General features: G+C 61.5%; 10 protein-coding genes and 1 pseudogene. 7 read left to right on the top strand and 4 right to left on the bottom strand.

The annotated features are described in order from the left end of the window. From LQE90_RS07620 to LQE90_RS07595, 6 genes and pseudogenes are all read left to right on the top strand, one after another. A pseudogene (locus LQE90_RS07620) lies at nucleotides 1–110 on the top strand (carbamate kinase); the annotation flags it as partial. A gap of 716 nt (nucleotides 111–826) precedes the next feature. Then, on the top strand, nucleotides 827–2,107 hold the full coding sequence (locus LQE90_RS07615; protein WP_114566456.1) for an aspartate kinase: 1,281 nt from the start codon (nucleotides 827–829) through the stop codon (nucleotides 2,105–2,107). Between the two features lie 154 nt (nucleotides 2,108–2,261). Next, nucleotides 2,262–3,311 carry an aspartate-semialdehyde dehydrogenase gene (locus LQE90_RS07610; RefSeq protein WP_114566457.1) on the top strand — a complete coding sequence of 350 codons (1,050 nt, stop codon included), beginning with the start codon at nucleotides 2,262–2,264 and terminating at the stop codon, nucleotides 3,309–3,311. Nucleotides 3,312–3,666: 355 nt separating this feature from the next. Beyond that, nucleotides 3,667–4,746, top strand: coding sequence for a GGDEF domain-containing protein (locus LQE90_RS07605; RefSeq protein WP_216528995.1), 1,080 nt, complete (start codon nucleotides 3,667–3,669; stop codon nucleotides 4,744–4,746). A 49-nt stretch (nucleotides 4,747–4,795) separates the two neighbouring features. Beyond that, on the top strand, nucleotides 4,796–5,536 hold the full coding sequence (locus LQE90_RS07600) for a TlyA family RNA methyltransferase (protein ID WP_216528996.1): 741 nt from the start codon (nucleotides 4,796–4,798) through the stop codon (nucleotides 5,534–5,536). Further along, on the top strand, nucleotides 5,533–7,014 hold the full coding sequence (locus LQE90_RS07595; RefSeq protein ID WP_216528997.1) for a helix-turn-helix transcriptional regulator: 1,482 nt from the start codon (nucleotides 5,533–5,535) through the stop codon (nucleotides 7,012–7,014). Before LQE90_RS07600 ends, LQE90_RS07595 begins: the two co-directional genes overlap by 4 nt. Before the next feature lie 196 nt (nucleotides 7,015–7,210). Here the strand turns inward: LQE90_RS07595 and LQE90_RS07590 are convergent, their stop codons facing one another. Then, nucleotides 7,211–8,854 (bottom strand): FAD-dependent oxidoreductase, encoded by a 1,644-nt coding sequence (locus LQE90_RS07590; RefSeq protein WP_114566462.1) that lies wholly within the window; start codon nucleotides 8,852–8,854, stop codon nucleotides 7,211–7,213. Nucleotides 8,855–9,206: 352 nt separating this feature from the next. On the opposite strand from LQE90_RS07590, the gene ettA reads away from it, so the two are divergent. Next, nucleotides 9,207–10,886, top strand: a complete 1,680-nt coding sequence (gene ettA, locus LQE90_RS07585) for an energy-dependent translational throttle protein EttA (RefSeq protein WP_216528998.1) — start codon at nucleotides 9,207–9,209, stop codon at nucleotides 10,884–10,886. 152 nt (nucleotides 10,887–11,038) lie between these two features. Here the strand turns inward: ettA and LQE90_RS07580 are convergent, their stop codons facing one another. The 3 genes from LQE90_RS07580 to bioD form a co-directional block, all read right to left on the bottom strand. Then, nucleotides 11,039–12,403, bottom strand: coding sequence for a PFL family protein (locus tag LQE90_RS07580; RefSeq protein WP_114566464.1), 1,365 nt, complete (start codon nucleotides 12,401–12,403; stop codon nucleotides 11,039–11,041). A 543-nt stretch (nucleotides 12,404–12,946) separates the two neighbouring features. After that, nucleotides 12,947–14,290: an adenosylmethionine--8-amino-7-oxononanoate transaminase gene (bioA, locus tag LQE90_RS07575; protein ID WP_216528999.1), complete on the bottom strand. Its 1,344-nt coding sequence runs from the start codon at nucleotides 14,288–14,290 to the stop codon at nucleotides 12,947–12,949. Between the two features lie 66 nt (nucleotides 14,291–14,356). After that, nucleotides 14,357–15,049, bottom strand: coding sequence for a dethiobiotin synthase (gene bioD, locus LQE90_RS07570; protein WP_216529000.1), 693 nt, complete (start codon nucleotides 15,047–15,049; stop codon nucleotides 14,357–14,359). Nucleotides 15,050–15,094 lie beyond the last annotated feature (45 nt).

Raw genomic sequence — 15,094 nt, 5'->3', positions numbered from 1 at the left:
CCTGCATCGAGTACGTGCGCGCCTACCCCGAGGGCAAGGCCCTCATCACCAGCCTCGAGTGCGCCGCCGCGGGCCTCGAGGGCAAGACCGGCACCATCATCACGGCGTAGTTCCCGCCGCATCGTGCAGCGCCCCGCTCCCTTCCAGGTCGGAGGGGCGGGGCGCTCGTGCACCCCGTGCGTGGGCGCTTGCGCGCGAAAAACCCCTGCCGCTGGCAGCTTTTGACGGTTTGAGGTCGTTTGGTCTGGCGCCGTGAGCGTCCTTAGGAGTCCCATCCGACGTCACAATGTTCTGACCAGGTAAAATAAAAAGCGAGCAAAGCAGGGAGATAAGCGGAGCTCCTCTCGGCAACCCCTAACCGTCAAAACCTGCCAGCGAGGGCGGTTTTTCGTGCGCAACTCCTCGAGGCTTGCTCCCTTTGGAATTTTGGGCGCGACTCGAATTGTCGCAGGTACCGATTCGCGCCCAGGTTTTCCAAGCGGCGGCCCCCGGCTCCCGGGGTTTCTTGTGGGGACGAGCGCGCTTGCAAGGTGTCGGGCGAGAGCGGAAGCATCAACCCGACCGGCTCCGATACGGGCAGCCATGTTCGGAAGGCTCGCCAAACCCTGGCTCGGCAACCGAAACCCCCAACGCAGCATAGTTGATCGCGGCGACCTCCATTTCGCGCAAAACCCCCTTCGATACGGCCGCGTGCGTATCTGCGGTGGTTCGGTGCCGCGCTTTCGCGGTGAAAATGATGCCAGGCGGCGGGCTTTCCGCAGGCGCAACCTTGGGTTGTTTGGTATAGTGATGAGCCGATTGGACCATCGCAACGAGAAAGAACACCATGTCGTTAATCGTATGCAAATTCGGGGGCACGTCCGTCGCTTCGCCTGAGCGCATCCAGATGGTTGCGAAAAAGCTCATCGCGAAGAAGCAGGCAGGGCATGACGTCGTGGCCGTTGTGTCCGCTATGGGCAAGACGACCGACGAGCTGGTAGGCTTAGCCGCCTCGCTCAACGACAATCCGCCTGCTCGCGAGATGGATCGCCTGCTGTCCACGGGAGAGCAGGTTTCCATGACGCTTCTGGCCATGGCCATCGAAGCGCGCGGCTACAAGGCCATGAGCTTCACCGGACGCCAGGCCGGCATCGAGACGGACGGAACGCACGCCAAGGCCAAAATCGTGAAGGTGCACAACGAGCGCATCATGGATGCGGTTCGCAACGGCATGATCGCGGTGGTGGCCGGATTCCAGGGCATCGACGCGAACGGCGACATTACCACGCTCGGCCGCGGTGGGTCGGACACCACGGCGGTGGCGGTGGCGCACGGCCTCGGGGCCGATGTGTGCGAGATCTATTCGGACGTGGACGGCGTGTACACGGCTGACCCGCGCGTGTGCCCGCGCGCGCAGAAGCTCGACGTTATCAGCTACGACGACATGCTGGAGCTTTCCAGCTCGGGCGCGGGCGTGCTGCAGATGCGCGCCGTGGAGTTCGCGCGCAAATACCAGGTGGTCATTCATTCCCGTTCGGCGTTCTCTGATGCCGAAGGCACCTATATCAAGGAGGATACCGACATGATGGAGGAAGCCGTCATCACCGGCGTAGCTCACGACACGTCCGAGGTGAAATTCACGATTCGCGGCGTACCCGATATGACCGGCGTGGCTGCGAAGGTGTTCTCGGCGCTGGCGGGCAACAACGTGAGCGTGGACATGATCATCCAGAACATCTCGCTTGACGGCATCACCGACATCAGCTTTACGTGTCCGGGCGCCGATCAGCAGCGTGCGTGCGAAACGGTGGAGCGCATCCTGCCGGATATCAACGCGCGTGAGTACGATGTTGACGAGGATATTGCGAAGGTGAGCTTGGTGGGAACGGGCATGAAGTCGTCGCCCGGCGTGGCTGCAAAGGCGTTCCAGACGCTTGGCGAGAACCAGATCAACATCCTGGCCATTTCCACATCGCCTATCCGCTTGTCCGTGGTGGTGGACGGCGCGCAAACCGCGCAGGCCGTGCGCTGCCTGCATACGGCGTTTGACCTGGATTCCGATAGCGTGTTCGAGGAAACGCAGCTGAGCGCCGAAGAAATCGCTGCGAAGATGAACAAGGGTCGATAAAGGTTGCGTCGTTCGGCAGAACGACGCAACCCCTCTCGCTGACTGACTGCGCCAACCTGGAGCCCCGCTTCAACCTGGGCGGCGCGCGCAAACGGCAGAGACACGCATGCAACCTGAACGTCAACCTGGAAACAAGGGGAAAGGGAGATTACCGATGGCTTGGACGAAGGAAATACCGGCGAACCCGGTGGTGGCTATTGCAGGAGCAACGGGCGCCGTGGGTGCCGAGTTCTTGCAGGTGCTGCATGACCTGGACTTTCCCGCGAGCGAAGTGCGCGCGTTGGCGTCCGCCCGTTCGGCAGGCAAGGCTTTGCCGTTCTTGGGCTGCGGACAGGTGCCGGCGGGCGACCTGATCGTGCAGGAGATGACTCCCGAGTCGTTCCAGGGCGTGGATATCGCGCTGTTCAGCTGCGGAGCTGGCATGTCCAAGCAAATGCGCCAAGCCGTAGTGGATGCTGGCGCCGTGATGATCGATAACTCCAGCGCGTTTCGCATGGACGAGGACGTGCCGCTGGTGGTGCCCGAGGTGAACCCTGCGGACGTGGCTTGGCACAACGGCGTGATCGCGAACCCGAACTGCTCCACCATCCAGATGGTGGTGGCGCTCAAGCCCCTGTACGACCTGTCGCCGATCACGCGCGTGGTGGTGTCTACGTACCAGGCGGCCAGCGGCGGCGGCGCGCCGGCCATGGAGGAGCTGTACAGTCAGACGAAGGACTTCCTGGGCGGCACGCCTTCCGAGGATCTGACGGTCGAGGTGTTTCAGCATCGCATCGCGTTCAACTGCATTCCCCACATCGACGTGTTCATGGACGATGACTACACCAAGGAAGAGTGGAAGATGGTCGTCGAGACGCAGAAGATCATGGGCGATCAGAACGTCAAGGTTGCGCCTACGTGCGTGCGCGTGCCCGTGCTGCGCTGCCATGCCGAGTCGGTGAACGTGGAATTCGCCGACGAGGTGAGCGTGGAGGCTGCGCGCGAAGCGCTCGAAGCGTTCGAGGGCATCACCGTCATGGACGACGGCGCTACCAACACGTATCCTATGCCGGGCCTTCTGGCGGGGACCAACGACACCTACGTTGGCCGCTTGCGCAAGGATCCCACGGTTGAGCACGGCCTGGCGTTCTGGGTGGTCGCCGATCAGATTCGCAAGGGCGCGGCCCTCAATGCGGTGCAGATCGCGCAGCTGCTTCTGCCGTAAAGCCCATATGGCAAAGCTCTTATTCGACGGCCGCCTGCTTGGGCGGCCGTCGTTGCGAAATGAAGGGAAAGGGGTAGGGCAGGGGTGCGTTTCTTCGTCTTGCCCCTTCGTCTTGCCCCTTCGCTTCGTTCGCCTCGCTTCGCCGTTGTCCGCTTGCGGGAAGGCGCGTTCGGCGCAACGCATCGAGGACGCGGCGCGGGATGAACTTGCGCTCGCTTGCCGCGCTGCGTTCGGACGCTCCTGCATTTCGCCAGGTGGTTGGTTTCGGTGCCGAAACAAACGTGCCCTTTCGGATTCGTGCGGATCTTTTAAGGTAAGCTAACGCATCGGACATATTCGCGAAGAAGGAGGGGCCATGCTGGTGGGTTGGGTGCGGGCATTGGTGAACCCTCCTGAGTTCTCGGACTATCGCGAGGCCGTGCGTGAGCAGAATCTGTCTATGATGAAGGGCTTGTGCCTCGGCTGCTTGATCGTATCGTTCGGCGCCGTGCTCCTGGAGCTTATTGACGCCTCGTTCGGATTCAAAGGCGCGGGCGCGTATGCGCTTGCGGCGCTTTCCGTCGTGGGCTGCGTGAGCACGCGAACCGTTCTTGCCCGCCGCCTGGATATCGTGCTGGTTGCGTACTACGCGTTCTTGGGCCTGATGTTGCTTTTGTTCATACTCATGGGAACCGTATGGGATACCGAATCGGCGGCTATCACGTTCATCATGTTCATGGTGATGCTGCCTTTGTTCGTGCTTGATCGGCCGTGGCGCATCGCTCTTTTCATCGGAGCCGCAACGGCTTTGTTCTGCTTTTTGGCCACGATGTTCAAAAGCCCGGAATTGGCGTTGGCCGATGTGAGGAACAGCGTATCGTTTTGCTTCATGGGCATTGCGATAAACGCGGCGTTCATGCGGGTCAAGCTGAACGATGTGGTGACCAGGGCGGAATTCGAGAAGCTCAGCACTATCGATTCGCTGACGGGGGTGCTCAACCGTCGTTCGGGGGAAAGCCTGATCGAATGGCTGCTCGAGGCTCGTGAAGAAGGCGTGCTGTCGGCGCTCGCCATGGTGGACATTGACGACTTCAAGCAGGTGAACGACACGCACGGGCATAGCGTGGGCGATGGCGTCCTGCTCAGCGTCACGCAGGCGATCGAGCGCGAATTGCGGCCCGGCGACGTGCTGTGCCGGCTGGGCGGCGACGAGTTCGTCGTGTTCTTCTCGAAGCTTGCGTCGCGGGAGGAAGGGGTTGCTCTTGCTCAGCGGTTCGTGGAGAACGTTCGGCAAGGTCACGAAGAAGCCACGGGAACAAGCGTGAGCGTGGGGGTGGCGTACTGTCCGGATTCGGGAACCGATTTCGCTTCGCTGTACCAGGCGGCGGATCAGGCGCTGTATCGTTCGAAGGGCGAGGGGAAGAATCGGGTTGCGTGCGCCGGGCAGGTTGCCTGACTCCGCGCTTTGTTTCAATCTTTGCGAGTGAAGCTTTATACTGTGCCCCATGAAGAAAATTCGATTGGATACGCTCCTGGTGGAGCAGGGCTATTTTCCCCATGCGGACGCCGCGTTGCGTGCGGTGCTGGCGCATGAGGTGAAGGTGGACGACGTGTACGCAACTAGTGCGGCCGTGAAGGTTTCGCCGGACGCCGACGTGGTGGTGAAGAATCGCAAGCGCTTCGTTTCGCGCGGCGGGCATAAGCTGCAAGGCGCGCTCGACGCGTTCGGGCAGAGCGCGTCCGGCATGCGCTGCATCGACATCGGCTCGTCGACCGGCGGGTTCAGCGATTGCTTGCTGCAGGCGGGCGCGGCCTCTGTGGCGTGCGTGGACGTCAACTACGGGCAGCTTGCCTGGAAGCTGAGGCAAGACCCGCGCGTAAGCGTGTTCGAGCGGACGAACATCAAGCTTGCCGATCCGGGCAGTCTGGGCGCTCCGTTCGACATGCTGGTGGCCGATCTCAGCTTCATCGGGCTGGCGCAGCTTGCACCCGTGTTCGCGCGGCTTTCGCATCCGGGATCTATCTTCATCGGCTTGGTGAAGCCCCAGTTCGAGTCGCGCGCGGGCGAAACGGAAGGCGGCGTGGTGCGCGATGCGGCCGTGCGCGAGCGCACGGTGGCCGAGGTACGCGAGGCGCTCGAGGATGCCGGGTTCGACGCGACGGGCGTGGTGGAGTCTCCCATCACGGGCCCGGAAGGCAACGTGGAGTATTTGGTGCGCGCGGTATTCGAAGGGTCTGGTGCATGACGGAGCTGTTCTCTGCGAGAAGCTTTTCGGGCGCATGTCAAGAGCGCCTTTCCCCGTCGTTTTTTGGAACCAGTTTAGTACTCGTTTGGATACAATGCATTTTGTATGCTCGCTACATTTGGGTTGATTCCGGGTTAACCACTGTTGAGATCAACTTTGCGCGCTGCGCGTGCATCGTGGCGCTGGGAGCAATCGCGCTTCGAAAGCCGTTCTCTCATCGAATGCAAACGGTGCTCGGCTGGACGTCGATCTTGTTGATGACGTTGGGCAGCTTGTTGTTTTTCGTGCAATCGCTTATGCCCGATCTTCCGTTTACCTTGGTTGCGGCGATTTGCTCCGGGATCGGTTTGACTTGGGGCGGCGGCATGTGGATCAATTTCTACGTACGCCTTGGCCTGCGCGAGGCGTTGCTGGTCGCGTTCGGGTCGTTGGCCATTTCCACCGTCATAGGCATTTTCATAGGCTACGTGGAGGCGAAGACTGCGTTTTTCATAAGCATGCTTTTGCCGGTGGTCATTCTGGTCATGTATCTTCAGGCTCAGAAGGTGCTTGATGCGCGCGAGGCGTGCGGAATCGTTACTCCGTCGCCGGATGACGTGTACGCGCACGAGCCTCGTTCAACTCTCGTGCGTTTGATTGTGGGCATCGCCTTGTTCAGTTTCGTGCTTGGCGTGTCGCGAGGTTTTCCGTTCGGGGAATCAATCAAGCTCTCGCCTTCGTTTCAGCTAGTGCAACACGTGGGTGTGACGGTTGCGGCGCTTGGCGTTATGTGGTGGGCGCTCGTCAAAGGCCGACGCCTGCGATTTTCGGTTTTATGGCAGGCGCAGCTTGCCGCTCTCGCGGTGGGCGTAATCATGTTGTCCACGCTTGATCCGTTTACCGGTCAAATCGGAGCTACGCTCATTGCTGTCACGAATTTGTTCCAGGTGGGCTTTCTTTGGTTCACCTCGTACGATGTTGCGCGTCATCGTGCTTTGCCACCGTACCTGGTCGTAGGTTTCTTTTGGTTCCTTCATCTGTTTTTTCGCGAGAGCGGGCGATTGGTCATGTTGGGGATAGGAAACCACGGAGGATTCGAGCAGATGCTGGTGATTGCGGGGATGATTTGCCTGCTTGCTATGAGCGTGGGTTTCCTGCTGACGGATGCCATTCCGCGGACAAGGCCGCTGTTTGCGGAGGATTGCTTGGATGGGGGAGCTCCGTCCACTCGGGAGGAGTGCCCCGTATTCTCTGCGCTTGCAAACGGGGACGTGCGCGTTCCCGACGAATCGGATCGCTTGATGCAGGTGCGCGAGCAGTACGGCTTGACCAAGCGTGAGACCGAAGTTCTTTCCTTTCTTGCGGAGGGGCGCAGTTCGTCTTACATCGCCGGGGAATTATACCTTTCGGATAATACCGTTCGCAGCTATGTGAAGAACATCTATCAGAAGCTTGACGTTCATTCGAAGCAGGATCTTATTGACTTCATGAAAAAATGACCGATTGGCGCCTTGCGCCCCTGGCTTCTTGCCGCCTGGTTTCGCATGTTCGGGCATCTCGTGAAAGCCCGGCGTTTGAAGTGAACCCCTAAAGTTAGACCAGATTTAATAAAATCGGTCACGACTTTAGGGGTTTCTTATGCCACGGGCTTTCGTTGGAGGGATCAATCTTGTTGAGCGGCCTGTCGATGTGTCGTCAGCCTGCAATAGCGGAGCGGGCTGCGATGCGCCCGAAGATCAGGCACTCCGCGACATTGCCGCCACCTTGGTACACGCCGCTCCAAATGGAGCCGAATTCGCCCGCAGAGTACAGGTGCGGAATGGGGGTTCCATCCGGATCGAGGATTTCTGCTTTGGCATTGCGAACGGGTCCACCGTCGGTGTTGAGGAATGCGGGACAGCATAACTGCGCGTAAAACGGAGGGGTGGAGATGGGGGAGAGAGTCTTTGCTGGTCGATGGAAGAAGATGTCGGCGCCGTTTGTGCAGCATTCGTTCCATTGGTCTACCGTGGTTTTTAACTCGCTTGCGGGAACGCCCATCTGGTTGGCTAGTTCCTCGATGCTGCTTGCGGAATAGGCGAGCTTGTCTGCAACCGGGTCGGACGTGGTGGAAGCAGGTATGGCTCCCGCCTCCAGACCTTGCTGGTCGAATACGAACCATGCTTTGCTTGGCTGGGCGAGGTGAGGCCATTCGCCGCCGATTTGCATGTGGCCATGGCGACTTCCAACGGCTAGGGATACGTTGTCCCTGTACGCGATATCCGACTTGTTGCTATAGCCATCCCAATCCATATAGTAGCGACGTCCGTTTGCTCCCACCGTGATGCCGAATTGCTTCGGGCACGGCGAAATGATCTGGTTGTTCGTGAACTTCGTGTTCGCCAAATCCCGTCCGGCCATCCAGAAGCCCGCAACATGTTCCATGTGCCAAAAATCCGCACCGATTTTCATGCACGCCTTATGCCCGTCTCCGGTGTTCAAGTCTTCGATGGCGGGGTGCGCGGCTCCTTGCCCAATGAAGTCTTGGCGCATGGTGGGGTTTGCCTCGAAGCCTCCTGTGCACATGATGACGCCCTTGTTTGCCTTCACGTTTTTGCCACCAATGACGGCGCCGAGGATCTCTTTCGTGGCCGGGTCTTGCACGAGCTCGCTGAGCGGGGCTTCGGTGCGGTATTCGATAACGTCAGCATGGCTGGTTATGATGCTGTCGAGCAGCTTGGTAATATGCTTCGCGCCTTTGATTTCAACGTCTTTCTTGCCGGCTATCGTGAGTTTTCCCAATGAATAGCAGTGTTCGAACTCAGGCCATTCGGGCGTAGGGGCCAAGGGGTCGTCCTTTGTGCTGGGCGGGATGATGGACGCTTCTTCCAGCGCTCCTCCCAAGGTGTTGAATACCCAGTCGTAATTTTCGGCAGCCCCCTTGGCATAGGCCGCAATTACGTCGTCAGGCGTGGTTCCTTCGCTGCCGCGCATTTCGAGCATGTACTGGTTGAACGCGTTTTCGTCGTTTGTGTAAACGATGGTCCCTTTGCAGAAAGGGCTGTTGCCGCCCGGCATGGTGCCTTTTTCGGCTAGTAGGCATGTCGCGCCGTTTCCTTCGAGGGCAACCGTGATTGCGGCGGCTTGGCCTGCGCATCCAGCGCCAACAACCACTACGTCGAACTCTTCGTCCCATTTTGTGTCGGCGCCTTTGGCTGTCGAGCCCTTATCCGAACTGTTCGATGCTCCCTGCGGTGCGCATCCGACGATGCTAAGGCCTGCGGCGCCTGCAAGCGCCACGCCTGCGGTCTTGAGAAATGTGCGACGACTCTGGTTTGCAAGACTGCTTGTTTCTCCCATGCGAATCCTCCTTGGTTCGATTCATACGCAACGGCTGTTGCGCATGTGCTGAAGAAGATCCTAGAAAAAGAGGCTTTTGCGCGGCACACCCCAAGTGCGGTGTTTTGCGCGGCAATGTGGCTCCCCTGCAAAACGAGGGGGTCCGGCGGCGTTGCCGTTGACCTGCTTGAATTGTGCAGGAAAACCGTGCAATCGTTTTGCGTGCGTGAAGTGCCCTACGATCGATGCTCGTTTTCGGGAAGCACGCCTCGTATGACCCCTTCTTGTCCAAATATGCGACAATAGGCCGATGCAGTTGTGCAGGCGCGGCTATGAGCGGCGACCTGCGCGAAATTGAGAACAAGGAGCATCCGTGGCGGAATTCATTTATCAAATGTACAAGGCGCGCAAGGCGCATGGCGACAAGGTCATCTTGGACGACGTGTCGCTGTCGTTCTATCCCGGCGCCAAGATTGGCGTGGTGGGCCCCAACGGCATGGGCAAGTCGACGCTGCTCAAGCTGATGGCCGGTCTTGAGGAGGTCTCGAACGGCGAGGCGCGTCTCTCTCCCGGTTACACGGTGGGCATTCTGCAGCAGGAGCCGCCGCTCGATGAGGACAAGACCGTCCTGGAGAATATCGAGCTGGCGTTCGGCGAGGTCAAGGCGAAGATCGATCGCTTCAACAGGATCGGCGAACTCATGGGCGAGCCCGATGCCGACTTCGATGCGCTCATGGCGGAGATGGGCGAGCTTCAGGACGCCATCGATGCGGCGAACGGCTGGGATCTGGACAGCCAGCTATCCCAGGCCATGGACGCGCTGCAGTGCCCCGATCCCGACATGCCGGTGAACGTGCTGTCCGGCGGCGAGCGCCGTCGCGTGGCGCTGTGCCGCCTGCTGCTCGAGGCTCCCGACCTGTTGCTTTTGGACGAGCCGACCAACCACTTGGACGCCGAATCCGTGCTGTGGCTGGAGCGTTTCCTCAAGAACTACCAGGGCGCTGTTCTGGCCGTCACGCACGACCGCTACTTCCTGGACAACGTGGCCGAGTGGATCTGCGAGGTTGACCGCGGCAGCTTGTTCCCGTACAAGGGCAATTACTCCACGTACCTGGAGACGAAGGCCGCGCGCCTGGAGGCCCAGGGCCAGCGCGATGCAAAAATGGCGAAGCGCTTGCAGTCCGAGCTCGAATGGGTTCGTTCCAGCCCGAAGGCTCGTCAGGCGAAGAGCAAGGCCCGTCTTGAGCGCTACGAGCAGATGGCCGCTGAAGCTGCCGCATCGAAGAAACTCGACTTCACCGACATCCAGATTCCCGTGGGCCCGCGCCTGGGGTCGAAGGTGCTCGTGGCCGAGCATCTGCACAAGGCATTCGGGGACCGTGTGCTGATCGACGACTTGTCCTTCGAGCTGCCGCGCAATGGCATCGTGGGCGTGATCGGCCCGAACGGCGTGGGCAAGACCACGCTGTTCAAGGCGATCGTGGGCTTGGAGGAGCTAACTTCGGGTTCGCTCGACATCGGCGAGACGGTGAAGATCTCCTACGTCGACCAGAACCGCGCGGGCCTCGACCCGAAGGCGAACGTGTGGGAGGCCGTGTCCGGCGGCACCGATTACATTCGCGTGGGCGAGACCGAAATCCCGACGCGCGCGTACGTGGCCAGCTTCGGCTTCAAGGGTTCCGACCAGCAGAAGCCCACGGGCGTGCTGTCCGGCGGCGAGCGCAACCGCTTGAACCTGGCGCTCACGCTGAAAGAGGGCGGCAACCTGCTGCTTTTGGACGAGCCGACCAACGATCTGGACGTCGAAACGCTCGAGTGCTTGGAAGAGGCGCTGTTGGCGTTCCCGGGTTGCGCCGTGGTGGTCAGCCACGACCGCATGTTCCTGGACCGCGTTGCCACGCACATCCTGGCATGGGAGGGCACCGACGAGAATCCCGGCAACTGGTTCTGGTTCGAGGGCAACTTCGAGTCCTACCAGAAGAACAAGGTGGAGCGCTTGGGCGAAGAGGCCGCGAAGCCGCATCGCATCCATCGCAAGCTCACGCGCGACTAGCGCATTGTCCAACCGGTTTCAAACGAAGGGGCTGCATCAAACGTGATGCAGCCCCTTTTCGGTGTGTCCGGCGCGTTCGGCAGAGCTTTGCTGGGTCGATTCGCGCCCATAATGGTGCGGGAGGCGGTCCGTGACCGCCTCCGGGAAGCGCGCTAGTTTTTCAGCGAGTTGATCGGCGCGGGCATGCGGCCGCCGCGATGGGCGAACACCGTGCCTGCATGCTGGTTGACCGGCATGACGGGCGCGTAGCCCAGCAGGCCGCCGAAGTCCAGCTGGTCGCCTACCTGCTTGCCGATTGCGGGGATAACGCGCACGGCGGTGGTCTTGTTGTTGATCATGCCGATGGCGCATTCGTCGGCGATGATGCCGAAGATGGTCTCGACGCTGGTGTCGCCGGGCACCGCGATCATGTCCAGGCCCACCGAGCATACGCAGGTCATGGCCTCGAGCTTCTCCAGGGACAAGGCGCCGGATTCCGCCGCGCGAATCATGCCGGCATCCTCGGACACGGGAATGAACGCGCCGGACAGGCCGCCGACCGATGACGACGCCATGACGCCGCCCTTCTTCACGGCGTCGTTGAGCATGGCGAGCGCGGCCGTGGTCCCCGGACCGCCGCACTGGCCAACGCCGATGGCTTCCAGAATTTCCGCCACCGAATCGCCTTCGGCCGGCGTAGGGGCCAGCGAAAGATCCAGGATGCCCTGCTGCACGCCCAAGCGGCGCGATGCTTCGCGCGCCATCAGCTCGCCCGCGCGCGTGATCTTGAACGCGGTAGCCTTGATGGCTTCGGCAACCGACGTGATGTCGGCGTCTTTTGGCAGATCGGCCAGCACGGCGCGCACCACACCGGGTCCCGATACGCCCACGTTCACCACGGCGTCGGCCTCGCCTGATCCGTGGAACGCGCCGGCCATGAAGGGGTTGTCCTCCACGGCGTTGCAGAATACCACCAGCTTGCCTGCGCCGATACACTGGCGGTCGGCCGTGGCTTCGGCCGTCTGCTTCACGATGCCGGCCATCTTGAAGGCGGCGTCCATGTTGATGCCCGCGCGCGTGGATCCCACGTTCACGCTCGAGCATACGTTGTCGGTTGCGGCCAACGCGTGGGGGATCGACTCCATCAGCGTGTTGTCGGCTTTCGAGGCTCCCTTGTGCACGAGCGCGCTGAAGCCGCCTACGAAGTCGACGCCCACTTCCTTGCCGGCTTTGTCCATGGCAACGGCGATGGGCGTGAAGTCGGTTGCGTTGGTAGCTGCGCAGATTTCGGCGATAGGCGTGACGGAGATGCGCTTGTTCACGATGGGGATGCCGTACTCGCGCTCCAGCTGTTCGGCGGTGGGAACCAGCCGTTCGGCGGCGCTGGTCATGCGGTCGTAGACCTTGCGGGCCATAACGTCGATGTCGGCGTCGGTGCAACCGCGCAGGTTCAGGCCCAGCGTGATGGTTCGGATGTCCAGGTGCTGCTTGCTCACCATCGCAAGCGTCTCGGCGATTTCTGCCGGCGTGATCTGCATGGCGTCCTGTCTTTCTCTCTGGCGTTTGGGTATCGGTACAGTCTAGCAAATTATAGGGCGGGATGCCGGGCGAGACGGGGGGACGCTGCCGACGTGACGAAATTGCGCGCGCAAAACCGCCTTCGCTGGCAGGTTTTGACGGTTTGGGGTCGTTTGATCTGCCGGATCAAGCGACCGCGACAGCATGCTTCGACCATGCAACGCCGTGACCAGGCAAAACGAAAATCGGGCCAAGCAACGATGAAAACGATGCCCGACTCGACGACCCCAAACCGTAAAAACCTGCCAGCGAAGGCGGTTTTTCGTGCGCAACTCGGTAATGCAGGGGAGTGCAGGGTGATGCGGGGTAGTGCGGGGGCGCTCTGCCCGGGCCCGCCCCCGCCGCCTCCGCAGCTCCATGCGCATGGGGGCGCTTTGCCCCCATGCGCATGGAGCTGCGGGTGCGCGGGCATTGTCGATCCTAAAACACGCTTTTGGGCCCAAAAACGTGTTTTAGGATCGACAATGAGCTTCCCGACATGGCGCGAGCGCTTCGCCCTGGCTTTACCCCAGCACGGCGCCGATGGCCCCGCGAGCGCGCTCCACGGCGCAGTCGAGCTCGTCTTCGGTGATGGTCAGCGCTGGGTTGAAGTACACGACGTTGCCCAGGGGCCGCAGCATCAGGCCGCGATCGAGCGCTTGGCGGTAGATCCGGTACCCCATGCGATCGCGCGGGTCGAAACCCTCCTTGGTGTCGCGATCAACTACCAGCTCAAGCGCGTGGATCATCCCCAAGCGACGGATCTCTCCCACATGGGGGTGTTCGCCGAACGCCTCGGTCAGCCGCCTTTGCAGATGGTCCGCCCTGACAGCGGCCTGCTCGAGCACGCGATCCTCGCGCATGATGCGTTGCACCGCCAAAGCCGCCGCTGCCGCGATGGGGTTTCCGGCGTAGGTGTGGCTGTGCATGAACGCCTTGCCTTCGGAGTAGTCGGCGTAGAAGGCTCGGTAGATGTCGTCGGTCACGGCCGTTACCGCCATGGGAAGAAAACCCCCGGTCAGGTTCTTGGAGGTGCACAGCATGTCGGGGGAGGCGCTTGCCTGGTCGAAGGCGAACATGGTGCCGGTGCGACCGAAGCCGGTGGCCACTTCGTCGGCGATGAGGTGCACGTTGTGCCGGTCGCACAGCGCTCGCAGCTTTTCCAAGTACAGCGGCGGGTACATGCGCATCCCGGCGCTTCCCTGCAGAAGCGGCTCGACGATGACGGCGCACGTTTCGTGCCCGTGCCGCTCGAACTGTTGCTCGGCATGTTCGAAGCAGGCGCAGCTGCACGTGTCGCGCGTGCAGCCGTACGCGCAGCGGTAGCAGTCGGGCGCTTCGATGACGTGCGACCGGTGCATGAGCGGCGCGTACATGCCCGCGTACGTGGCATCGGCGCATACGGACAGCGCGCCCAGGGTTTCGCCGTGGTATCCCTCGGAGAAGCACATGAACCGTTGCTTTTCCGGGTGGCCCGTTTGCAGGTGGTACTGGAAGCTCATCTTGAGGGCGCACTCCACCGATGTGGAACCGTTGTCCGAGAAGCAGAACTTGTCCAGCCCTTCCGGCATGATGGCGGCCAGCTCTTCGGCAAGCTGAATGATGCCCTCGTGGGAGAAGTTGGCGAACAGCACGTGGTCGAGCTTCTTCGCCTGCCGGGCGACGGCTTCGGCGATGGCGGGATTGCAATGCCCCAGCGTGTTGCACCACCACGAGCTGATGATGTCGATGTAGTCCTTCCCCTCGATGTCGAAGAGGCGCACGCCTTCTCCGCGCTCGATGATGATGGGAGGGAAGTCCTCGTAGTCTTTCATTTGGGAGCAGGGGTGCCAGATGTGCGCGAGGTCGCGCTCTTGCCAAGTTGCCATGCGGATTCCTTTCCGGGGTCGGTGCGGGCGGGGTGCGCCGCGCGATCTGCCGCGCGCGACGGCGGGTCAGTTGAACAGGCTTGCCAGATAGTGAGCGCTGCAGTCGAGATCCTGCGCGCCTGGCGGGATGCAAGCGATCGTGGGAATCCCGGTCAACTCGCGCGCCATCAGCCGGTTGTCTTCGTGCAGGGGGTTACCGGCTTCGTAGTTGTTGAGCAGGATGCCGTGGCAAGCGATGCCGCGTTGGGCAAGGTAGAGGGTTGTGGTGGCAAGGGCGTTCAGCGTGCCCAGTCCTGCGTCGGCGACCACGACGGTTCCCAGGCCCAGCTTCAGCACCACGTCCTCCAGCATGAGGCGGCGCTTGCCGTCCCAGCGCAGCGGGCAGACGATGCCGCCGCTTCCCTCCACCAGCACCAGCTCGTGCCGGGTGCGAGCGCGGTCGTAGTCGCGTTGGACGACGTCCAGGTCAACGGGGTTTCCCTCCAGCCGCGCAGCAAGATGGGGCGATACCGCCGTTCGGTACGTGTAGGAGACCAAGCGCTCGTGGGGCTCGTCCAACCCGGCAACTCGGGCGACGTACGAGGCATCGCTCGAGATAGCCCCCTGGTCGTCCGTTTCGATGCCGCTGATGGCGGCTTTGTAGTAACCGGCGTCGTATCCCGCTTCGCGCAGCTGCTTCAAAATGAGGGCGCTCACGTAGGTTTTGCCGACGTCGGTTCCGGTCGCGGTGACGAACAGGCCGCGCGATGTCGTATCCATGCAGTTCCTCGTCTCTGGTTGAAGGTTGCTCGACGCGCGCGGGGC

The organism is Paraeggerthella hominis (assembly GCF_021044775.1).
GTDB classification, from domain to species: domain Bacteria; phylum Actinomycetota; class Coriobacteriia; order Coriobacteriales; family Eggerthellaceae; genus Paraeggerthella; species Paraeggerthella hominis.
Note: the sequence above shows the minus strand (reverse complement) of the source record. Positions and strands in the feature narration are given on the sequence as shown.